This is a genomic window from Ruegeria sp. HKCCSP351 (assembly GCF_017872535.1).
GTDB lineage: Bacteria > Pseudomonadota > Alphaproteobacteria > Rhodobacterales > Rhodobacteraceae > Ruegeria.
In genome coordinates, this window is the sequence record NZ_JAEDOV010000003.1 from 247,154 (window position 1) to 266,558 (window position 19,405).

General features: G+C 57.8%; 24 protein-coding genes and 1 other RNA gene. 11 read left to right on the plus strand and 14 right to left on the minus strand.

Annotated features, from left to right (window positions below; translation table 11 throughout):
* Positions 1–72 precede the first annotated feature (72 nt).
* On the plus strand, positions 73–1,359 hold the full coding sequence (gene guaD, locus I9182_RS08295; protein ID WP_209597886.1) for a guanine deaminase: 1,287 nt from the start codon (positions 73–75) through the stop codon (positions 1,357–1,359).
* Here the strand turns inward: guaD and I9182_RS08300 are convergent.
* The 3 genes from I9182_RS08300 to I9182_RS08310 all read right to left on the minus strand — a co-directional run bounded on the left by I9182_RS08300 (position 1,356) and on the right by I9182_RS08310 (position 4,013).
* Complete coding sequence (locus I9182_RS08300) at positions 1,356–2,690, minus strand: 8-oxoguanine deaminase (protein WP_209597888.1); 1,335 nt, start codon at positions 2,688–2,690, stop codon at positions 1,356–1,358. The genes guaD and I9182_RS08300 overlap by 4 nt on opposite strands.
* Positions 2,691–2,804: 114 nt before the next feature.
* Positions 2,805–3,596 (minus strand): histidinol-phosphatase, encoded by a 792-nt coding sequence (hisN, locus tag I9182_RS08305; RefSeq protein WP_209504613.1) that lies wholly within the window; start codon positions 3,594–3,596, stop codon positions 2,805–2,807.
* Positions 3,597–3,641: 45 nt separating this feature from the next.
* Entirely contained in the window at positions 3,642–4,013 is a 372-nt protein-coding gene (locus I9182_RS08310) for a helix-turn-helix transcriptional regulator (protein WP_209504614.1), read from the minus strand.
* A 338-nt stretch (positions 4,014–4,351) separates the two neighbouring features.
* Here I9182_RS08310 and I9182_RS08315 point away from each other — a divergent pair, with 338 nt between their 5' ends.
* Positions 4,352–5,308: an NADPH:quinone oxidoreductase family protein gene (locus tag I9182_RS08315; protein WP_209597890.1), complete on the plus strand. Its 957-nt coding sequence runs from the start codon at positions 4,352–4,354 to the stop codon at positions 5,306–5,308.
* Between the two features lie 6 nt (positions 5,309–5,314).
* Here the strand turns inward: I9182_RS08315 and I9182_RS08320 are convergent, their stop codons facing one another.
* The gene (locus tag I9182_RS08320; protein WP_209597892.1) at positions 5,315–6,196 is read right to left on the minus strand and encodes a LysR family transcriptional regulator; all 882 of its coding nucleotides are present in this window, start codon (positions 6,194–6,196) and stop codon (positions 5,315–5,317) included.
* Positions 6,197–6,323: 127 nt separating this feature from the next.
* Here I9182_RS08320 and I9182_RS08325 point away from each other — a divergent pair, with 127 nt between their 5' ends.
* Positions 6,324–6,533 (plus strand): DUF1127 domain-containing protein, encoded by a 210-nt coding sequence (locus tag I9182_RS08325; protein WP_209597893.1) that lies wholly within the window; start codon positions 6,324–6,326, stop codon positions 6,531–6,533.
* Positions 6,534–6,715: 182 nt separating this feature from the next.
* A complete protein-coding gene (locus I9182_RS08330) occupies positions 6,716–7,492 on the plus strand; it encodes a Bax inhibitor-1/YccA family protein (protein WP_209504618.1) in 777 nt (258 codons plus the stop codon).
* Positions 7,493–7,679: 187 nt separating this feature from the next.
* Here the strand turns inward: I9182_RS08330 and I9182_RS08335 are convergent, their stop codons facing one another.
* From I9182_RS08335 to I9182_RS08345, 3 genes are all read right to left on the minus strand, one after another.
* Positions 7,680–8,186 carry a hypothetical protein gene (locus I9182_RS08335; RefSeq protein WP_209504619.1) on the minus strand — a complete coding sequence of 169 codons (507 nt, stop codon included), beginning with the start codon at positions 8,184–8,186 and terminating at the stop codon, positions 7,680–7,682.
* Between the two features lie 217 nt (positions 8,187–8,403).
* Complete coding sequence (rpmG, locus tag I9182_RS08340) at positions 8,404–8,571, minus strand: 50S ribosomal protein L33 (protein WP_037309480.1); 168 nt, start codon at positions 8,569–8,571, stop codon at positions 8,404–8,406.
* Positions 8,572–8,697: 126 nt separating this feature from the next.
* Positions 8,698–9,405 (minus strand): DUF533 domain-containing protein, encoded by a 708-nt coding sequence (locus tag I9182_RS08345; protein ID WP_209504620.1) that lies wholly within the window; start codon positions 9,403–9,405, stop codon positions 8,698–8,700.
* Between the two features lie 278 nt (positions 9,406–9,683).
* Between I9182_RS08345 and I9182_RS08350 the strand changes: the two genes are divergently transcribed.
* From I9182_RS08350 to I9182_RS08360, 3 genes are all read left to right on the plus strand, one after another.
* Complete coding sequence (locus I9182_RS08350) at positions 9,684–10,319, plus strand: DUF1326 domain-containing protein (RefSeq protein ID WP_209597895.1); 636 nt, start codon at positions 9,684–9,686, stop codon at positions 10,317–10,319.
* A 14-nt stretch (positions 10,320–10,333) separates the two neighbouring features.
* Positions 10,334–11,176: a DUF2182 domain-containing protein gene (locus tag I9182_RS08355; RefSeq protein WP_209597897.1), complete on the plus strand. Its 843-nt coding sequence runs from the start codon at positions 10,334–10,336 to the stop codon at positions 11,174–11,176.
* 67 nt (positions 11,177–11,243) lie between these two features.
* Positions 11,244–11,576 carry a GYD domain-containing protein gene (locus tag I9182_RS08360; protein ID WP_209597899.1) on the plus strand — a complete coding sequence of 111 codons (333 nt, stop codon included), beginning with the start codon at positions 11,244–11,246 and terminating at the stop codon, positions 11,574–11,576.
* Between the two features lie 6 nt (positions 11,577–11,582).
* Here I9182_RS08360 and rnpB read toward each other — a convergent pair.
* From rnpB to gatC, 5 genes are all read right to left on the minus strand, one after another.
* Positions 11,583–11,980, minus strand: an RNA gene (gene rnpB / locus I9182_RS08365) — RNase P RNA component class A.
* 124 nt (positions 11,981–12,104) lie between these two features.
* Positions 12,105–12,824, minus strand: a complete 720-nt coding sequence (locus I9182_RS08370; protein WP_209597901.1) for an N-acetylmuramoyl-L-alanine amidase — start codon at positions 12,822–12,824, stop codon at positions 12,105–12,107.
* Positions 12,775–13,479, minus strand: coding sequence for a hypothetical protein (locus tag I9182_RS08375; RefSeq protein WP_209597903.1), 705 nt, complete (start codon positions 13,477–13,479; stop codon positions 12,775–12,777). The genes I9182_RS08370 and I9182_RS08375 overlap by 50 nt, the downstream gene beginning before the upstream one ends.
* A 39-nt stretch (positions 13,480–13,518) precedes the next feature.
* The gene (gene gatA / locus I9182_RS08380; RefSeq protein WP_209597905.1) at positions 13,519–15,006 is read right to left on the minus strand and encodes an Asp-tRNA(Asn)/Glu-tRNA(Gln) amidotransferase subunit GatA; all 1,488 of its coding nucleotides are present in this window, start codon (positions 15,004–15,006) and stop codon (positions 13,519–13,521) included.
* Between the two features lie 3 nt (positions 15,007–15,009).
* Positions 15,010–15,297 (minus strand): Asp-tRNA(Asn)/Glu-tRNA(Gln) amidotransferase subunit GatC, encoded by a 288-nt coding sequence (gene gatC / locus I9182_RS08385; protein WP_209504627.1) that lies wholly within the window; start codon positions 15,295–15,297, stop codon positions 15,010–15,012.
* A 228-nt stretch (positions 15,298–15,525) separates the two neighbouring features.
* Here gatC and I9182_RS08390 point away from each other — a divergent pair, with 228 nt between their 5' ends.
* Positions 15,526–15,684, plus strand: a complete 159-nt coding sequence (locus I9182_RS08390) for a hypothetical protein (protein WP_209504628.1) — start codon at positions 15,526–15,528, stop codon at positions 15,682–15,684.
* Between the two features lie 157 nt (positions 15,685–15,841).
* A complete protein-coding gene (locus I9182_RS08395) occupies positions 15,842–16,405 on the plus strand; it encodes a DUF4202 domain-containing protein (protein WP_209597907.1) in 564 nt (187 codons plus the stop codon).
* Between the two features lie 75 nt (positions 16,406–16,480).
* On the opposite strand, the gene I9182_RS08400 is transcribed toward I9182_RS08395, so the two are convergent.
* Positions 16,481–17,152 (minus strand): ceramidase domain-containing protein, encoded by a 672-nt coding sequence (locus I9182_RS08400; RefSeq protein ID WP_209597909.1) that lies wholly within the window; start codon positions 17,150–17,152, stop codon positions 16,481–16,483.
* 59 nt (positions 17,153–17,211) lie between these two features.
* Between I9182_RS08400 and I9182_RS08405 the strand changes: the two genes are divergently transcribed.
* A complete protein-coding gene (locus I9182_RS08405; RefSeq protein WP_209504631.1) occupies positions 17,212–17,904 on the plus strand; it encodes a metal-dependent hydrolase in 693 nt (230 codons plus the stop codon).
* Positions 17,905–17,912: 8 nt separating this feature from the next.
* Here I9182_RS08405 and I9182_RS08410 read toward each other — a convergent pair whose 3' ends face one another.
* Complete coding sequence (locus tag I9182_RS08410) at positions 17,913–18,377, minus strand: nucleoside deaminase (protein WP_209504632.1); 465 nt, start codon at positions 18,375–18,377, stop codon at positions 17,913–17,915.
* Positions 18,378–18,438: 61 nt separating this feature from the next.
* Here I9182_RS08410 and I9182_RS08415 point away from each other — a divergent pair, with 61 nt between their 5' ends.
* Positions 18,439–19,254, plus strand: a complete 816-nt coding sequence (locus I9182_RS08415; protein WP_245222550.1) for a pseudouridine synthase — start codon at positions 18,439–18,441, stop codon at positions 19,252–19,254.
* Positions 19,255–19,405 lie beyond the last annotated feature (151 nt).

The following is a 19,405-nucleotide window of genomic DNA, read 5'->3' on the forward strand; positions in this document are numbered from 1 at the left end:
TGCGCCGATTTACCCACTTCTTTCGTCTGCCTATGCTACAGCGCGGTCCCAAACAGGTGGAGAACAGGGCAAATGGCGCAAAAGACGCTTTTGAAAGGGCACGTTCTGAGTTTCACAGGCTCACCCTTTGACGGAGAGCCAACCGAAGCGACCCGGCTGGACGAGGCCGTCGTGATTGACAAAGGGCGCGTTGCTGATGTCGGAGCGTCTGATGCGCTGATGCGGCGTCACCCTGATGCCGTCATCAAGGACCATAGCAATCACCTGATCATCGCGGGTTTCGTTGACCCGCATGTGCACTACCCGCAGACGGCCATGATCGCCAGTTGGGGGAAGCGGTTGATCGACTGGCTGAACACCTACACCTTCCCCGAAGAGATGAAGTTTGGTGATCCTGAATACGCCTCTGAAATCGCCAACCGTTATCTGGATCTGACTGCCGCCCATGGCACAACGACGATGTGCAGTTTTTGCACAATCCACCCCGAAAGCGTGGATGCCTTTTTCACTGCCGCGCAGCAACGGGGACAACGTGTGGTCGCGGGCAAGACCTGCATGGACCGCAATGCGCCTGAAGGTCTGCGTGACACGGCCCATACAGCCTATGACCAATCTGCCGCGCTGCTTGAGAAATGGCACCGTGTCGACCGCCTGTCTTATGCCATCACGCCCCGGTTTTCGCCTACGTCCACTCCTGAACAGCTTGAGGCCATGGGCGCGCTTTGGGCGGAACATCCCCATTGCCTGATGCAAACACACCTGAGCGAGCAGACAGACGAAATCGAGTGGGTCCGCTCCCTGTTCCCCGATGCCCGGGACTATCTGGACACTTACGAAAAGTTCGGGCTGCTGGGGCAGAACGGACTTTATGGGCATGTCATCCATCTGGAAGATCGGGAACGCGATCGTCTGAGCGAGGTTGATGCGTCACTGATCCACTGCCCCACCTCGAACACCTTCATAGGGTCGGGTCTGTTCGACATGAACGGCTTGATCCATGATGGCCACCGGATCGGTTTGGCAACAGATACCGGTGGCGGATCAAGTTTTTCAATGCTGCGCACCATGGCTGCCGCCTATGAAATAGGTCAGTTGCGTGGGCGACCCCTGCATCCGGCGCAATTGCTGTGGCTGGGTACGGTCGGGTCGGCGCGCAGCCTGCGGATGGATGATTGCATCGGCAACATTGCGCCGGGAATGGAGGCGGATCTGGTCGTGATTGATCTCGCCTCGACCCCGGCCATAGCCCAGCGCGAGGCTTGTGCAAACGATGTTTGGGAGGCCATCTTCCCTACCATCATGATGGGTGATGATCGGGCTGTGGCCGAGGTCTGGATCGGTGGGCGGCAGGCCGCCTAGGCCTGCAACTCCTTGGCAAGACTGTTTTGACGCTCAATCACGCGGGGCAGGTCAATCGTCGTGATATGCCCATCCCGCACGATCTGGCGGCCTTCGACAAACAGGTGCTTTACCTGCATCGGACCTGCAAGAAGCAGAGCTGCCGGGTCCCAACTGCCTGCGCTTTCGATACTGCGCATATCCCAAACAGCGACATCCGCACGTTTTCCCGGCATAAGCCGCCCGCAATCGGGACGCCCCAGCACATCGGCCCCGCCACGTGTCGCAATCTCCAACGCTTCACGGGCCGACATCGCATCTGCCCCATTGACCACCCGCTGCAACAGCAGCGCCTGCCTAGCCTCAAGCATCAGATTGCCGTTGTCATTACTGGCCGAACCATCAGCGCCGAGACCCACCTTTACCCCCGCATCGCGCATCGCCCGCACCGGCGCGATGCCTGATCCCAGTCGGCAGTTCGAACATGGGCAATGAGCGACACCAGTTTTCGTACGTGAAAACAGATCAATCTCGGCCCCGTCCAACTTGACACAATGGGCGTGCCACACATCCGGGCCAGTCCAACCCAGATCTTCGGCGTATTGACCGGGCCGACAACCGAACTGAGCCTGTGAATAGGCGATATCTTCATCGTTTTCAGCCAGATGCGTATGCAACATCACACCTTTGTCCCGTGCCAGAAGGGCTGCATCTCGCATCAGGTCCCGGCTGACGGAAAACGGTGAACACGGGGCCAGACCTACGCGGCACATCGATCCTTCTGACGGATCGTGAAACGCATCCACGACACGGATCATGTCGTCCAGTATGGCTGTTTCTTCTTCAACCAGACTGTCCGGTGGCAGGCCGCCACCGCTTTCACCAATGCTCATCGCGCCGCGTGTTGGGTGAAATCGAATCCCCAACTCGGATGCGGCAGCAATCGTATCCTCCAGCCGCGAACCATTGGGGTAGAGGTACAGGTGATCAGAACTGAGCGTACAGCCTGACAGTGCCAGCTCTGCCAAACCGATCTGGGCCGAGGTGAACATCTCGTCTGGACCGAACTTCGCCCAAATCGGATAGAGTGTCTGAAGCCACCCGAACAGCAATGCGTCCTGCCCGCCCGGCACCGCGCGGGTCAACGTTTGGTAAAGATGGTGATGAGTGTTCACCAGCCCGGGTGTCACCAGACAGCCCGAAACATCGTGAACCTCGCCTTGTGCCTGCAATCCGTGCCCGATCCCGTCGATCTGGCCGTCGCGGATCAAAATGTCAGCCCCGGGGAGTTCCTGCCGGGACTCGTCCATCGTCAGGATCAGGTCAGCATTTTTGAGTAGGATTTCTGTCATGTCGCGCTCCTGAATCTGCCCGTCTCTTGCAAGGAGTGCGAAGGTCGGTGGAAAACGGGCTCAAGAACCGACTGTGTAGTATGTACCCGCCATCGGGATCTGCGACAACAGGTTTCAGAACCGACGCAGGATCTGAAGCGCCTCTGCATGAATCTCTGCGTTGGCTGCGGCCAATGCACGACCGCCCTCATGCGCCGGGCCGCCTTGCCAGTCGGTCACAATTCCACCGGCCGCCTGAATAACCGCAATAGGGGCCTGAATATCATACGAGTTCAGCCCTGCTTCGATCACCAGATCCGCCTGCCCAGCTGCCAACAAGGCATAAGCGTAGCAGTCCATTCCATACCGGGTCAGTTGCACCTGTTCCGATACGGCCTGAAACCCGGCCCGGTCATCCGGGGTGCCGACTTCAGGAAAAGTGGTGAACAGCGTCGCTTGCGCCAGAGATTTCGTCCCCCGTGTTTGCAGCTTACTGGTCCCCAGCGGCCCTTTAAGCTGCGCACCAGCAGTCGATCCGACAAAGCGTTCGCCAATGTAGGGCTGATCAATCACCCCCATGATCGGCCCATCTGCTGTGCTGAGCGCGATCAGAACGCCCCAGGTTGGTGTACCACTGATAAACCCGCGCGTCCCGTCGATGGGGTCCAAGACCCAGGTTCGGCCGCTGCTGCCTTTGTGCGCACCGTATTCTTCACCCAACACGCCATCTTCGGGGCGCAACCGGGACAGAACCTCTCGCATGGCTTTTTCGGCGGCCCGGTCCGCCACGGTGACGGGGTCGAACCCATCGGTCAGCTTGTTCGCAGTTTCCAGATTGGTCTGACGAAAAAAAGGAAGAATGGCCGCGCGTGCCGCTTCGGCCATTTCTTCTGCAATTTCAATGTCGCTTAAACTCGCCGGATGCATGGCACTCTGGTGCGGGCATTACCTGGCAAAGTCAAGCCGGTCTGATCAGGCGACGTCGCTGAGGACACGTGCAAGTTCAAACAGGCGGCGGCGCTGGTTTTCCGGAATTGCGTAGTAAGAGCGGACAAGATCCAAGGCTTCTTTATCGCCCATCAGATCAGCTGGAACAGATTTCTTTTCCGAGCTGCTTTTCTGGGCTTCTTCCAATCCTTCGAAGAAGAAGCTGACCGGAACGTCCAATGCCTCGGCAATGTCCCACAGGCGCGACGCGCTGATTCGGTTGGCTCCGGTCTCATATTTCTGGATCTGCTGGAACTTGATACCAACTTGCTGCGCCAACTGTTGCTGGGTCATCCCAATCAGCCAGCGGCGATGCCGAACGCGCTTGCCCACATGAACATCGACGTGATGAGTCATTGGTATTCTCCTCTACTACACACATTTGTACGGGATCGTGCGACGTCCGATATCGCAATACCAAGAGGGCTCCCCTTAAACGCCCCCTGATCCGGACTGTGCCGTCCCCCGTTACCAGCACTGATAGTCTATATTGCCCGTTTTGAATTTTTTTTCAAGCTGGTTGAATCGATCCCCCCTCACAAGGGCTGTGGTTGTATGCGTCAAATGCCCTGCCCGCTTTTCGCGTGGCCCGGTCGGACATGCGACAGATTTTCAGTCGTTTCGGGGCGCCGCGCATAAGGAATTGACATCTTGCACAGCCCACGTGCCTATGCCCCAAACACGTGAGGAGCCAAATGAAGGCCTATTGTATTCGATCTGACGGGGCAGTTGCCCAGCTGTGCGATGTACCGAAACCCGAACCGGGTGAAGGTCAGGTGCGGGTTGCGATCAAAGCCTGCGGTTTGAATTTCGCTGATCTGTTGATGCAGAAAGGCACGTATCAGGATACACCGCCTGCACCGTTTACTTTGGGTATGGAAATCGCCGGTGTCGTGGATGCCATAGGTCCAGGTGTGTCCACCCTGAAACTAGGCGACCGGATTGCCGTCTATTCCGGTCAGGGAGGGCTCGCAGAATTTGGCGTATTCGATGCCGATCGCGCGATCCCGTTGCCGGGCACGACCCGTTTCGAAGACGCCGCTGCGATCCAGATTGCCTATGGCACCAGCCACATGGCGCTTGACCACCGCGCCCGACTGCAACCCAGCGAGACGCTTCTGGTTACCGGCGCAGCGGGCGGTGTCGGGCTGACCGCAGTTGAAATCGGCAAGCTCATGGGCGCCACCGTCATCGCACAGGCCCGCGGCCTCGAAAAGCTGGCCGTTGCACGCGCCGCAGGGGCCGACCACCTGATTGATGCCTCAGAGGATCTGAGGGATCGGGTCAGATCGCTTGGCGGCGCGGATGTCGTTTATGACGCAATCGGCGGCGATGTGTTCAAGGCGGCCTTTCGCGCCACCAACCCCGAAGGCCGCCTGCTGCCCATCGGATTTGCCGGGGGAGATGTTCCGCAAATCCCCGCCAATCATCTGCTGGTCAAGAACCTGACCGTGATCGGCTTTTACATTGGCGGGTATTTGAAGTTCCGACCGGAAGCCGTGCGCGAAAGCTTTGGCACCCTTTTCCGCTGGCACGCCGAGGGCCGTATCAATCCGCACATTAGCCACGTCTTGCCTCTTGATGAGGTCGCGCAGGGCATGCGGTTGCTGAAAGAGCGGAAATCGACGGGCAAAATCGTGATCACCCCCTGACCGCAATCAACCCACCACGGCACGCAGTTGCGTTCCCGCAAGCAGGCGGAAGTTCTGACGCACCAACTGCGCCAGTGCTTCGACAACCGCGTCTCGACCCGGCTCGCCACCATACAGGTTGATCATATGCGCAGGCAGGTCCGGTAGCGCACCGCCGCCTTCGATCTGCTCAAGATGTGCGGCTTCAGTACCTTCCAATGCCGCATACACTGCCAGATCAGCACTGACCGTGGCCTCGATTGTGCGGTCGTTTTCAGTTTCCACCGACAACTCCCAGGGAATACCGGCTGCATCCAGCGCGGATATCACCTGTGGTCGAAACAAGCAGCGACGTCCAAGTGCCAAAGGTAGCGGACGCTTGCGCCAGGCTGACCCGCCCGGTGCACCTATCCAGCGCAAGGGCAGCTCTGCAATGGTTTCCGCACCATCCACCGACGACGGCTCCGTGGTCAGGATCACGTCACATTCACCGCGTTGGTACATCTCTTTCAACTGCAAGGAATAAGACGACACCAGCTGAACTCTGACCCGCGGGAAATCCGCGTTGAATCGTTGCAGGACCCTGGGGATGGCCGGGTAAACTATGTCGTGAGGAACCCCCAACACCACCTCACCTTCAAAGGCCTGATCGGTCAGTTTCGAGATGACCTCATCATTCAATGCGATCATGCGGCGCGCATAAGCCAGCAATTGTTCACCGGACGCGGTCAGGGCAATCGTTCTGCCACTGCGGTCCAGCAACTGCAGGCCAAGCAACTCCTCCAGCCGTTTCAACTGCATCGAGACCGCAGATTGCGTCAGATGCAGGAACCCGGCAGCGCGTGTCACTCCACCCTGATCTGCCACAGCAACAAATGAGCGCAGGGTTGTGATGTCCAGATTTCGCATATTCACAATTCCTTATGGGTTTCATCAAAAATATTCGTTTTCAAAATATGTCATACTCCCCCATATCAATCAAGGAAATTGATGACGACAAGCGAAACCATCGACAAAAAACGAAAGGACAATAAATATGACCCAAATTGCCATTCATCACCCTTGCAAGCAGAAAAAGCAATCACTCAGCACTATTATCAGGCGCGCTGTTTCCCTGAAGCGTCAACGCCGCCAGCTGGCGCAACTTGATAATCGCGCCCTTCAGGACATCGGAATCTCCAGATCAGAGGCCGATGCCGAAGCCAGACGCTTCGTCTGGGACGCGCCGGATTTCTGGCAGAAATGATGCAAATACAAATCTTTAGTTCATGAGTGGCGGTCACTTGTTACGGATCGCCACTTTTGTTGCGTAAATTAGTTGGTTTTCCGCGGTAAATACTTGAAACACAGCCCTGAGTTGCCGATATTTGCCTAGAACGCTTCCCGCACAGCCGGGGGCTGCATAATTATGTAAAGGGAGACCCTTTGATGGCACAATTCGACACGATCCGGACGGCGGCCGGCGCGCGCGCTGCCGAGATTGATGAGGGCCTGCGCGCCCATATGAACAAAGTCTATGGCACTATGTCCGTAGGCATGCTGATCACATTCGCAGCAGCCTGGGCCATCGCGGGCCTGGCAACCACTAGCGATCCGTCAGCCGCGGCGGCACAGTTGAATGCCGATACCTATCTGACATCGCTGGGCTATAGCATTTACGCATCGCCCCTGCGCTGGGTCATCATGTTTGCACCCCTGCTGTTTGTCTTCGGCTTCAGCGCCGGGATCAACCGTATGTCGGCGGCCGCCGCACAGCTGGTGTTCTACGTTTTTGCAGCGGTGATGGGCGTTTCGATCAGCTGGATTTTCCTTGTTTTCACCGGTGAGTCGGTCATTCAGGTCTTCCTGATCACCGCAATCGCGTTCGCGGGCCTTTCCCTGTATGGTTACACAACCAAGAAAGACTTGTCCGCCATGGGCACTTTCCTGATGATGGGCCTGATCGGCCTGATCGTCGCGATGGTTGTGAACATCTTTCTGGCGTCTTCGGCGGTTGCCTTTGCAATCTCGGCCATCGGCGTTCTGATCTTCGCGGGCCTGACCGCCTATGACACCCAGAATATCAAGAACACATACTTGCAAATGGCCCATAGTGGCGATCAGGAATGGCTGGGCAAGGCCGCTATCATGGGCGCGTTGAACCTGTACCTGGATTTCATCAACCTGTTCATGTTCCTGCTGCAATTCTTGGGTAACCGCGAGTAATTGCAAACCAATGTAAGGGATAAAGGCCGGTCGTCAGACCGGCCTTTTTTCGTTTAGAACCAACTGATGATCGCGCTTGCCCGATGCACAAGTCCTTCCAGACAAAGCTTTGGCGTCCGCGCGTACCCAGACAAGAAAAAGCCCCCACCAGATCGGCGGGGGCTTGATACATCAGAAGGTATGAGATTTAGCTGCAGTTCAACGGCACCGCAAAGCCCGAACTACGCTCGGACGTGCCTTTGCGGAACACATCACCAGCAGGCAGGCACCCGGTAAAACGCTCGGCCTCTTGCGCAAAACCAACACCGATCGAGTTGTCGACCTTTACACTGTTCGTCGGCGTGCGAAGGACACCAAACAAGGTTCCGTTGACGCTGACGGTGCTCAGGAACAGGTTCGTATCGCTGCCCTGTAGCTGGACCGCATTGTCCGGCGTCCGCCCGCCATTATCGATAGCAACGGCTGCCACCTTGGAGGGGTCCACTTCATCAGCCAATAGAGTAACGGTCTGAAGTTCTGCCAGCTCAGCCGGGACATTCGTTTCAGGCGGCAAAAAAGCAACGGCTCCGGGGACGTCGGAAATCGTGCGGGGTTCGCCATCGATTCCGGTAAACCCGACACCTTCACGGTTGAACGGGTCTTCACAAGCCGCCAAAGTCAGAACGGCTATTGTGGATAACAAGATTTTTTTCATGGCGGTCAACATTTTGTGGCGGTTTGCTCAAGCGTACTTGCAGGTCGGCACAAAAAGCAAGCCACAGCCAATGCGATTGCATCGGTGGCTGATGCGCTCCTGCAACGGCCCGAGATGGTTATTTTGACGTTCTTGGCAACCAACCACCGGAATTCAGCACAAAAAAAAGGCTCTGCCAAGCAGAGCCTTTTTGGAAAGTCCAAATGGAACGGAAAGATTACTTGATCTTGCCTTCCTTGTACTCGACATGCTTCCGAACGACCGGATCGTATTTACGAATGGTCATTTTCTCGGTCATGGTGCGCGCGTTCTTTTTGGTCACGTAGAAGTGGCCCGTGCCCGCGGTCGAGTTCAGACGGATCTTGATTGTCGTCGGCTTCGCCATGGTTATCTCCTGCGTCCGGAAAGGCAGGGGCCTTTCGGTTGAATTCCTATGAGCGTGCGCTTTTACGCGCTACGCTGTGCATGTCAAGGCCAATCGGACAACCCAGCCCAGGAATCGGGCACAGATTTAACCCGGTAACGTTGGTGCACCCATATAGCTGTGAATCTGGTCTCTTTCACTGTCCGAAAGACCCAGCGCAGTGGACAATTGCCGCAAATATGCGGCCTCGCGATCGTTGTCCAACCGTATTGCCGCCAGAGACGTCGCATAAATCTGCGTTCTGAGAGGTGCTCCAGAATCAGCTGCTAGGCCCATGACATCGACGGGTGCGTTCAGTTGCTCCTGCACGAAAGCGCGTTCCTCGTCACTGATGTCATCGCCCAACTCTCCGAGGATCGTTTCTTTCTCGTGCTCGTCCAGCTCGCCGTCTGCCTTGGCCGCCTGGATCATTGCCCGCAACATGAGCTTGGCCTGAGCTTCCATCGCAGCCCCCGCTGGTGTTTCACCAAACACGGTCTCCATCATGTCGGTGGTCTGCTGACTGCCCGTTCTGGCCGCCCCCTGCATCGCATTCAAAAGCCCGCCAAGACCGGCGGCACCGGCGGAACTGCCCCCCAACCCCATCTTACCCATCATGTCCTGAAGGCCTGTCGCACCTCCGGGAAGGCCGAACTGTTCGGCCATCTTGCCGAGCTGTTCCATACCAAGGCCACCACCTGCGCCTTGCATCATGTCCTGCAAGCCAGCCATTCCGCCCATTTTCTGGTATTTTTCTAGCCCCTTCGCGGCCGCGAATCCAACGGCAACGGACGCAAGTGTCTTCATAAAGCTCATGACAATTCTCCCGGTTTTTCAAAATATGCCCCAATTCTATCAAAGGAACGCAAAGGCGAATACCACGTTCAACCCCCACGGGATTCCGGACTGAATTTCCAAGCCGATGAGGACCAATGGGCGGTGAGTTAGTTTGTACATATCACGATATCGTGATAGGTTTGCCGCAACTGGTACGTCCAAGAGGCCAACTTCAGGCTCGACGACCAAGGCAGTGTGAACAGGTAATGCCCGCGCGGAGCAGTGTTGTTTGACGCAGCTTTTCTTGGGGGGCTATCATGACAGAATGGGTTATTCAGGGCGAAGAACTGGCCAATTGTAATTGCAACTTCGGTTGCCCCTGCCAGTTCAGCGTTCTTCCTTCTCATGGCAATTGCGAGGCTGTGGTCGTTTTCGACATCGAAAGCGGACATTATGGCGATACTGATCTGGCCGGTTTGCGGGCAGCAGGTGTTTATCACTGGCCGGGACCGATCCACGAAGGCAATGGTCAGATGCAACTGATTATTGACGAAAGTGCTACAGCCGAACAGCGCGCAGCATTGCAGGCCATCATGACCGGTGAAGACACCGATGAAATGGCAACCATGTGGTACGTCTACAGCGCGATGGCCCCGACGAAATATGATACGCTTTTTGTCCCGATCGAATTGAACTGGAACCGCGATGATCGCAGCGGCTATGCCAAGGTTCCGGGGGTCTTCGACGTCGAGGTCAGTCCGATTCCTCATATCGTATCGGGCGCTGCGCACAGGGCATCGATCCAGCTGCCGAACGGCTTTGAGTACCGCCACGCCGAGGCCGCCTCGGGGTCGGCCAAAACAAAGGGCGGCGAAATCAGCCTTACCTTTGATGCCACGCACGCCCATCTCGCACATCTGAACCTCTCTGGTCACGGTGTTCTGGGCGCGTAGCCGGAGACTTTCTCATGACCAGACAGAGTGCGGCAGCCCCTGTCGGGGCGATTGAGCGGCTGTTGAGGCAGGACAATGCAATCGTGTTGGGCAGCGTCCTTCTGATCATTCTTGCAGCCGCCTGGTACACAGTTGCCGGCGTCGGGATGAAAATGTCTGCGGTCGAAATGACTCGCATGGCAGGCCCGGTTGGAGAGCCCATGCAGATGGGTTCTGCAACCGCCTGGAGCTTCGGCTATGCTCTGCTCATTTTCCTGATGTGGTGGATCATGATGATTGCCATGATGACCCCAAGTGCCGCGCCAGCCGTGCTTTTGTTTGCGGCGACAAAGCGCATGGGTCCTGAGAAAGAGCGCGCCGCAACGTTCAGCCTGTGCTTCCTGCTGGGCTATCTGGTGACCTGGGGTACGTTCAGCCTGACTGCAACGGCATTGCAGTGGGGGTTGGAACAAATCGGGCTGTCGAGCGGGCCGATGATGACTATTCGCTCTGGCCAGTTCGCGGGATGTGTTCTGCTGGCTGCCGGATTCTATCAGTTTTCAAGTTTGAAGAATGCGTGCCTTCGTCACTGCCAAAGCCCTGCAAGGTTTCTTGCCGATCACAACCGGCCCGGCCCCTTCGGCGCGCTCAGAACCGGAGCTCTGCACGGCACGTATTGCCTGGGCTGTTGCTGGGCGTTGATGCTGCTTCTTTTCGTCGGTGGAATCATGAACCTCTACTGGATTGTTGGCATTGCCGCTTACGTGGCACTGGAAAAACTGCTGCCGACAGCCCGGTGGCTGGTGCCGGTGTCAGGTGTGGTGCTTATCGGCGCAGGTCTTTGGCACATCGTGGCACCGTTGATCTCCGGCATCTGACGTAAGACGGCTCTCGGGGTCGGCTGACTGAAAGGCCCTGTGAATTCTCGTTAAAACGGAGGTACCAATGCCTGTTTTCATTACCTACGCAACTTACTCGCAAGCTGGCGTCAAAGGCATGTTGCAAAAGCCCGAGAACCGCACCGGCCCGGTGAAAGCACTGCTGGAGAAAGTCGGCGGCCGACTGCTGTCCTTTTACATGACAACCGGCAGCAATGACGTGGTCGTGATCAGCGAAGCGCCAGACGGAACAGATGCTGTGGCGGTTGGCATGGCAGTCGCGGCATCAGGTGCGGTCACGAACATAGAAACGGTTCGGGCCTGGACCGCGGACGAGTTCGTTTCGGTTGCTGAGAAGGCCGCAAGATTGACGGGGACATACACGCCGCCCGGAGGATAACAGGATACGCGCGGAGGGCCTGTAAGCCGGATCTTGTTCCGGGGTTGCCCCCTTCGATGACCATTCCTCTAGGCCGTGCATTGCTGCGCGGCTCAAGCTGCCAACCCGGTCCCTCTCGGCCAAGACGTGCCTAGCGGCGGTATCGGCTTGCGCCGACCGGCCCGCGCGGGGACCCTATTTGGCATTGCTCCCGGTGGGGCTTGCCGTGCCGCCCCTGTTGCCAGCGGCGCGGTGGGCTCTTACCCCACCGTTTCACCCTTACCCTGAACCAAGGTTCCGGGCGGTCTGATTTCTGTGGCGCTTTCCGTCGGGTTGCCCCGCCCGGGCGTTACCCGGCACCGTTGTCTTGTGGAGTCCGGACTTTCCTCTCGGGCATAGGCCCCAGCGGCCATCCGGCCCTCCGCGCCTGGGCTGGGTAGGCTTTGTGGTCTGCGGCGTCAAGAGCTGACGGGTTCGAGAAGGGGCCAGCCCCTTCTTGGCCTGCGGCCAATTCAACCCCGGGATATTTTTGGCCAGATGAAGAGCGGATCAGGTTGTTGTGTCCGACGGGGTGAGCGCATTCATATCCGCCATGTCCAGCGGACCTTTCGCCCAGGGTCGAAATCGCAATCGGACAGCGGCCAGCAGTTTTGCATCGTCCACGGGGGCGGTGAAACCTGCCATCCGAGCAGAGGTGCGAAAAGCTTCTGCGTTGGGTGACATCGGATCAACTCCTGTGCCGCGCGGTTTGGCCAGCGCCTGCTTTTCGAGCCTGCTCCAGTCAAAGCGCGGCCCAGGGTCGGATTTGCGCCCGGGCGCCATGTCGGAATGTCCGATAACTCCGGACGGAGTAATGGACCAGCGGGTCATGATCAGGGGCAACAACTGTTCCAGCACCACCAATTGCGGCTGCGAAAACGGATGTGTCCCGGTGTTATCCAGTTCGATCCCAACCGAGCGCGAGTTTATGTCGTCCTTGCCGTCCCATTCCCCTGCCCCGGCATGCCAGGCGCGATCTTCTTCCCGCACCATTTGCCAAAGGGTGCCATCGCACCCGATCAGGTAATGAGCCGAAACCTCGGAAGCCGGGTCGCATAGGCGATCCAGAGCCGCCTGCGCACCGCCCATGGCAGTATAGTGGATCACGATCAAGGATGGCACCAGCCCGCCCCGGCGCTTGCCGAAATTCGGAGACGGGTGCCAGATCGGCGCCAGGGCGTCAGTTGTTAACGGCACTGCGGAACGGGCTGGGGTCCCAGCCACAGGCATAGCCGTCGCCGTCCGGGTCCAGCCCCTTGCGGTCACGTTGCGGACCGCCGTTGGACAGGAATTCGATCTGAGCCTGATCCGGTGACGGGAATTGCGCACAGTTCCGCTGTGCCTTGGCTTGCAGGTTGAAACCAGAGCGGCTGTAGAGTTGCGTGCCCACCGGGTTGGAGGTGCTCAGCGCATATTGTACGATATTCGGCTGGCCGCTCGCCGTGCGCTCGGGCACGGCGGTTGGCGCGACGACTTCGTAGGTCTGGCGGTTTTGCTCAATCCGGGCGGCATCGGATTGGATGCTGCGCCTCTCGGACACGGCTGCGAAGTCCTGCTCGTCAGAGATCGCACTGCTGCTGGAGCCGGAAGTCGGCGACACGGGGACCGCGGATTGCCCAGACGTGCTGGCCAACGCAGCGGCAGTCTGGTTGGCGATGTCCGCATTCTCACCCGTTGCAAAGGTCGATGCTCCCGACGTGCCCAACGGTTGCTGGGAAACATCGACCGGAGCCAGCAGAGGATTGATCGCCCCACCCTGGCCCGCCAATTGAGCCTCGCGCTGCGCCTGATATTCAGGCGTGTTGAAACCCGTGCTGGTCAACGGCGCGACATTGGTGCAAGCCGCAGCCAGTGTCAGGGCCGGGACCAAAAGCAAAACACGCATTGTTTGGCTCCGTTTTCAGAAATCCAGTTGCCCGAAGGCTTACCACCATTTGCCGGGCTTGGCCACAAATCCGGCTGCGTTTTCCAGCGCATAAGCGGTGTTGAGCAAGTCACCTTCTTCCCACGGGCGCCCGATCAGCTGCAACCCCAAGGGAAGACCTTGCGCATCCAGCCCTGCGGGGACCGAGATACCGGGCAAGCCAGCGAGGTTCACGGTAACTGTAAAGACGTCGTTCAAATACATTTGAACAGGGTCCGCCTCGGTCATTTCACCCAGACCGAAAGCCGCCGAAGGGGTTGCCGGTGTCAGAATGGCATCGATACCTGCGGCAAACACGTCTTCGAAGTCTTTCTTGATCAATGTCCGGACCCGGCGCGCGCGATTGTAATAGGCGTCATAGAAACCTGCGGACAGCACATATGTGCCGACCATCACGCGGCGCTGCACCTCGGGGCCAAAGCCTTCGGCGCGGGTCTTTTCGTACATCTCGGTGATGCCATCGCCCTGCGCCAGCTGGGCGCGGCGGCCATAGCGAACACCGTCATAACGGGCGAGGTTCGAAGACGCCTCGGCCGGGGCAATCACGTAATAGGCGGGCAGTGCGTATTTGGTGTGCGGAAGCGAGATGTCGACAATCTCGGCACCCGCAGCTTTCAGCATCGCTGCGCCATCGGCCCAGAGTTTTTCGATCTCGGCGGGCATGCCGTCCATACGGTACTCTTTCGGGATACCGATCTTCTTGCCCTTGATGTCACCGGTCAGCATGGCCTCGAAATTCGGGACGGACAGTTCGGCACTGGTCGAATCCTTGGGGTCATGCCCGCACATGGTTTCCAGCATGATCGCTGCATCACGTACGTTCTTGGTCATTGGTCCTGCCTGATCCAGCGAGGACGCAAAGGCGACGATGCCCCACCGCGAGCAACGACCATAGGTGGGTTTGATGCCCGTGATGCCAACGAAGGCCGCAGGCTGGCGGATCGAGCCTCCGGTGTCGGTACCTGTCGCAGCCAGGCACAAATCAGCAGCCACGGCAGATGCAGACCCGCCAGACGAGCCGCCCGGTGTCAGTTGTGCATCATCGTTGCCACGGCGCCACGGGCTGACCGCATTGCCATAGGTCGAGGTTTCGTTGGACGATCCCATGGCGAATTCGTCCATGTTCAGTTTACCCAGCATCACCGCGCCTGCATCGGCCAGTTGCTGAGAAACAGTGGATTCGTATTCCGGCTTGAACCCTTCCAGGATTTTCGACGCCGCTTGCGACGGCACACCCTTGGTGCAAAACAGATCCTTGATACCGATCGGCAGGCCACACATCGACGGTGCGTCGCCACGCTGGATACGCTCATCCGCGGCCTTGGCCCGCTCCATCGCAAGTTCGGGTGTCTTGTGGACAAAGGCGTTCAGCGCATCTGCCTCGTCAATGGCTTTCAGGCAGGCGTCGGTCAACTCGACAGATGTGACGTCACCGGAACGCAGGGCATCGCGTGCCTCGGCCAGACCCAGTTTGTTCAAATCGCTCATGTCTTACTCCACCACTTTGGGAACAGCGAAGAACCCTTCGCGGGCGTCAGGCGCGTTGGCCAGAACCTTGTCCTGCTGGTTGCCGTCGGTCACCTCGTCCTTACGGCGTTTCAGCCGCATCGGCGTGACCGAGACCATCGGCTCGACACCGTCGACGTCCACTTCGTTCAGCTGTTCGATGAACCCAAGGATGGTATTGAACTCGGATGCCAGCGCCGGCAGCGCGTCATCCTCGACCTTGATCCGGGCCAGTTTGGCCACTTTGGCGGCGGTGCTTTGGTCAATCGACATCGGCTTCCCTCATCTACGTTATGGGGCGTTTACCTGTCTGTCGCGGCAGTCGCAAGACCGCTGCGCCATGGGCCGTACCGAGTTTAAGTTTCGCCGCATGACCCCCGCCATTCAAAACTGAATGAGTGGTATGCAAAAAAGTGAACTTATTAGTTCAATATTGCTCTTGAAAACTGAACTATATTGTTCATTTCTAGTTTTGCGACACAACGCAAACCGGAGAAAAACATGAAACCCCTGATGATTGCCGCAGTCTTGTCCGCCACCTTTTTGGCCGCACCGGCCATGGCATTGGGTATCGACACAAGCAACCTGACACGCACGTTGACCTTCCCGTCGCCCGTGACGGAACCGGTCACACAGGACAAGGTTAAACCTGCAAAGTGACGCGCAGGTCCCGGCCGGGTTGGATTTCCCCTCTCTGACCCGGCCGTAGCGCATATTCGAGGGTGCACAGCCCTAAGCGAGTCGTTAGCATTGCTGCAAATACCAAAAGGGAACTGCATAGGTCGCTTGCGGTTCCGACAAGCAAGTGGAGCAGCTGATGAACACGCAAAAACAAGCGGTCCTGGATGCCATCGATGCAGCCAACGCAAATGACCCCAATCGCGATGATGGCCGCCCCGAAGCGCAGCTTTACGGCGAACGTATGAGTGCAGAGCTTGACCGCCTTTTTCCGGGTGCGTCCGACGCCTTGCAGATTGCGGCGCGTGGTCAACATGTGGAGCGGTGGAAACTTGCCCGCAGTGAATTCCCGGAAGGCCGGGTGGGTTATCTGGCCTGGCGAAAGGCGCAGGGTGTGCATCACGCGGACGTGGTGATGAGTTTGATGACTCAAGAAGGCTATGACGCCGAGCAGGCCGAAGCTGCGGGCCGAATGCTGCGCAAGCAAGGCATCAAACGCGATGCAGAGGTGCAGGCGCTTGAAGATGTGATCTGCTTTGTGTTTCTGAGATGGTACTTCCAGCCCTTTGCGGCGAAACACTCAGTCGAAAAAATCCAGAGCATCGTTGAAAAGACTGCTCGCAAGATGTCGCCTGAGGGCCGCGCACGGGTCTTGAGCGAATTCAACCTGCCCGATCATCTGGCCGCAGCCTTCAAGGACTGAGAAAGCTCTGCGCAGCTTCACTGACAGCCAGCCCAAGTCTGAAGGATGGTCTCGACAGGCCTCCGTGCCGTATGCTCATGACCCATGAGTTTGGGTGACATGACCCCTGATGAGAGCCGCACAATATACTTCGATCATCCAGCCCAACATGATGGCATTCAGGATATGCCACATGAAGTGTGTCCCCACGGGCCATTGACCACAGAGACGCATATCGAGGTCACGGAAGGTTATCGACAGGATCAGGATCAACGCCCCGATTTTCAGCCCTTTGGCCAGAATCGGATCACGACCGCTCAAAAGAACAGCATAGATCAGGATCAGCAAAGGGACAGGTGCATAAACCGCCGACCCTCCAAGCCCCGGAACCATTTGGAACAGTGGGACAGCAGCCGTCGCATAGGGAAGAAAAAGAAGCATACCCCCGAACGCCAACCACGAAGGCATCTTCCAGATGTCTTTGTTCACCGCAAAAATATAGACTAATATGAACAACAGTATGGGCACAACATCCAACAAAGCCGCCCATACCTGCGCATGCGTGTGAAACAGGTAACTGCCAACCCCGATAATCGCCAAAAGCGCCACCAGTACCTTGGCCAGTGGCATGTCCTGATTGCGCAAGCGCCGCCACATGACCCATGCGCAAATCAGAAATACAGCGTTTGTAACCGCGTTAACGGGCTCTGCCCAGTAGGCTGGAGACAACCGCTCGCAGTACCCGTCTATTTCACGAAACCAATCCATGGAAATTTACTTAACCGATGTTAGGCTGCCGCCAACAGAATGATCGGGAGGAAATAATTATGAACATTATCTGGTTGGGCCATGGAAGTTTCCGTATCGAAACCCAGGGACAGGTGCTGCTAATCGACCCCTGGTTGACCGGCAACCCGGCCTTGCCCGAGGAACAGCATAACGCCGCCGTTGATGGCGCCACCCACATCCTTCTGACCCATACGCATTTTGACCATGTCGTCGACGTTCTGCCGTTGGCCAAACACCTGAAAATTCCGGTTGTGGGACAATATGACCTGATGGGGTACTGGGCCGAAGCCGAAGGCATCGAGACCATTGGTTTCAACAAGGGCGGCACGGTCAACCTTGACGGGGTCAAGGTAACAATGGTCCCGGCCTCTCATAGCTCGACCTTTTCGACACCGGATGGCCTGCGCACGGGCGGCAGCGAGGTCGGCTTCATGATCAGTGCCGAGGGGCGCATGCTTTATGTTTCGGGTGATACCGACATCATGGCCGACATGGACTGGATGGGGGATTACTACAAACCCGATATCGGCATCCTGTCAGCGGGCGGGCATTTCACCATGGATATGAAAGCTACCGCTTACGCTGCTGATAGATATTTTAACTTCAAGACTGTAATTCCGTGCCACTACAAGACCTTCCCGATTCTTGAGCAATCCGCTCAGGCGCTGGTTGACGGGTTACCCGGTGTGGACGTGATCGAGCCTGAGGTGATGCACCCAATCAAACTGTAGTCCGTGCTTCAGCCCGGCTCACCCTTCCGGCGCGACGCAAAGAAGTCTTTCAAAAGTTCTGCGGCGTCTTCCCCGGCGATACCGTCATAGACTTCGGGCGCATGGTGTGCCTGAGGGTGTGAAAACACGCGGGCCCCATGTGCCACGCCCCCCGATTTGGGGTCGGCGGCCCCGTAGTAAATGCGCCGGATGCGCACGGCCGCTAAGGCCGCGGCACACATAGCGCAAGGCTCCAGCGTTACATAAAGGTCATGATCCGGCAAACGTTCTGAACCTGTCTGCGCACAGGCCGCGCGCAAAGCCAGGATTTCTGCATGCGCCGTAGGATCGTTCAACTCACGAGTCCGGTTTCCTGCCACCGCCACAACAGAGCCGTCCGGCCCGACTATGACCGCACCAACGGGCACTTCGCCGCGATCCGCTGCTGCGCGCGCCTCACACAGCGCCTGTTCCATATGCGATTTGAACACCATGCCCCTGACTGCATCAGAAACCTGCCTTTCGCAAGCGCGCGGGATAGGGTATGGCCCAGACATGAACAAGACCCCTCCTCCTGGCGACCGGATCGCCAAAGTCCTGGCCCGTGCTGGCGTCGCGTCGCGGCGCGAGGCCGAGCGCATGATCGAAGCTGGCCGCGTGGCCGTGAATGGCAAGACCATCGACAGCCCCGCCCTGAACGTGACGGCGAAAGACAAGATCATTGTCGACGGCAAACCGGTCTCGGAACCGGAACCCTCGCGTTTGTGGCTGTATCACAAGCCTGCTGGGCTGGTTACGACAACCCGCGACGAAAAAGGGCGCGATACGATTTTCGACAAGCTGCCCGAAGACATGCCGCGGGTGATGAGCGTTGGTCGGCTTGACCTGAATTCCGAAGGTCTGCTGCTGCTGACTAATGATGGTGCTATCAAGCGTAAGCTTGAACTGCCCGCGACCGGCTGGTTGCGCAAATACCGTGTGCGGGTGAACGGCCGCCCGAAAGACGAAGATTTCGAACCGCTGCGCAAAGGGCTGGTGATTGAGGGAGAGCGGTTCCAGCCAATGACCGTCACATTGGATCGCCAGCAGGGCGCAAATGCCTGGCTGACCATCGGTCTGCGCGAAGGAAAGAACCGAGAAATCCGTCGCGCGATGGAAGATATCGGTTTTAATGTGAACCGCTTGTTGCGGGTTTCTTACGGCCCGTTCCAATTGGGCAATCTGAAGCCGGGCGAAGTCGAAGAAATCCGCCGCCGCGTTATGCGCGATCAACTTGGGCTGGATTCGGATACCAAACCCGAAGTGGCCCCCAAACGCCCGACGCGACCACAAAGAAAACGTCCGCCCACCGGCAAGAATCCCCGCAAGTGATGCAGGTTCGGCAACCTTCCCCCTAGCGCCAAGCCTGCGTATCCCCTAAATTTTCTGTGATTGCTGCAAATTGGGGAGCGTGATGTCCGGAAGCGGAGTGCAAAAATTCGCCTACGCCGTATTGCTGGTGCTCTTGTTTGGCGTGTGCACA

Bases quoted from the DNA above. Each gene is read 5' to 3' on its own strand.
- I9182_RS08360 (WP_209597899.1), top strand. From the start codon at position 11,244: ATGCCTGTTTTCATTACCTACGCAACTTACTCGCAAGCTGGCGTCAAA.
- I9182_RS08300 (WP_209597888.1), bottom strand. From the start codon at position 2,690: ATGACAGAAATCCTACTCAAAAATGCTGACCTGATCCTGACGATGGAC.
- I9182_RS08410 (WP_209504632.1), bottom strand. From the start codon at position 18,377: ATGGTGTTCAAATCGCATATGGAACAGGCGCTGTGTGAGGCGCGCGCA.
- rpmG (WP_037309480.1), bottom strand. From the start codon at position 8,571: ATGGCGAAGCCGACGACAATCAAGATCCGTCTGAACTCGACCGCGGGC.
- I9182_RS08375 (WP_209597903.1), bottom strand. From the start codon at position 13,479: ATGCGTGTTTTGCTTTTGGTCCCGGCCCTGACACTGGCTGCGGCTTGC.
- hisN (WP_209504613.1), bottom strand. From the start codon at position 3,596: ATGCATCCGGCGAGTTTAAGCGACATTGAAATTGCAGAAGAAATGGCC.
- gatC (WP_209504627.1), bottom strand. From the start codon at position 15,297: ATGTCGATTGACCAAAGCACCGCCGCCAAAGTGGCCAAACTGGCCCGG.
- guaD (WP_209597886.1), top strand. From the start codon at position 73: ATGGCGCAAAAGACGCTTTTGAAAGGGCACGTTCTGAGTTTCACAGGC.
- I9182_RS08325 (WP_209597893.1), top strand. From the start codon at position 6,324: ATGACCCAAATTGCCATTCATCACCCTTGCAAGCAGAAAAAGCAATCA.
- I9182_RS08390 (WP_209504628.1), top strand. From the start codon at position 15,526: ATGAAACCCCTGATGATTGCCGCAGTCTTGTCCGCCACCTTTTTGGCC.
- I9182_RS08405 (WP_209504631.1), top strand. From the start codon at position 17,212: ATGAACATTATCTGGTTGGGCCATGGAAGTTTCCGTATCGAAACCCAG.
- I9182_RS08320 (WP_209597892.1), bottom strand. From the start codon at position 6,196: ATGCGAAATCTGGACATCACAACCCTGCGCTCATTTGTTGCTGTGGCA.
- I9182_RS08355 (WP_209597897.1), top strand. From the start codon at position 10,334: ATGACCAGACAGAGTGCGGCAGCCCCTGTCGGGGCGATTGAGCGGCTG.
- I9182_RS08330 (WP_209504618.1), top strand. From the start codon at position 6,716: ATGGCACAATTCGACACGATCCGGACGGCGGCCGGCGCGCGCGCTGCC.
- I9182_RS08335 (WP_209504619.1), bottom strand. From the start codon at position 8,186: ATGAAAAAAATCTTGTTATCCACAATAGCCGTTCTGACTTTGGCGGCT.
- I9182_RS08370 (WP_209597901.1), bottom strand. From the start codon at position 12,824: ATGCCTGTGGCTGGGACCCCAGCCCGTTCCGCAGTGCCGTTAACAACT.
- gatA (WP_209597905.1), bottom strand. From the start codon at position 15,006: ATGAGCGATTTGAACAAACTGGGTCTGGCCGAGGCACGCGATGCCCTG.
- I9182_RS08415 (WP_245222550.1), top strand. From the start codon at position 18,439: ATGAACAAGACCCCTCCTCCTGGCGACCGGATCGCCAAAGTCCTGGCC.
- I9182_RS08310 (WP_209504614.1), bottom strand. From the start codon at position 4,013: ATGACTCATCACGTCGATGTTCATGTGGGCAAGCGCGTTCGGCATCGC.
- I9182_RS08395 (WP_209597907.1), top strand. From the start codon at position 15,842: ATGAACACGCAAAAACAAGCGGTCCTGGATGCCATCGATGCAGCCAAC.
- I9182_RS08400 (WP_209597909.1), bottom strand. From the start codon at position 17,152: ATGGATTGGTTTCGTGAAATAGACGGGTACTGCGAGCGGTTGTCTCCA.
- I9182_RS08315 (WP_209597890.1), top strand. From the start codon at position 4,352: ATGAAGGCCTATTGTATTCGATCTGACGGGGCAGTTGCCCAGCTGTGC.
- I9182_RS08345 (WP_209504620.1), bottom strand. From the start codon at position 9,405: ATGAGCTTTATGAAGACACTTGCGTCCGTTGCCGTTGGATTCGCGGCC.
- I9182_RS08350 (WP_209597895.1), top strand. From the start codon at position 9,684: ATGACAGAATGGGTTATTCAGGGCGAAGAACTGGCCAATTGTAATTGC.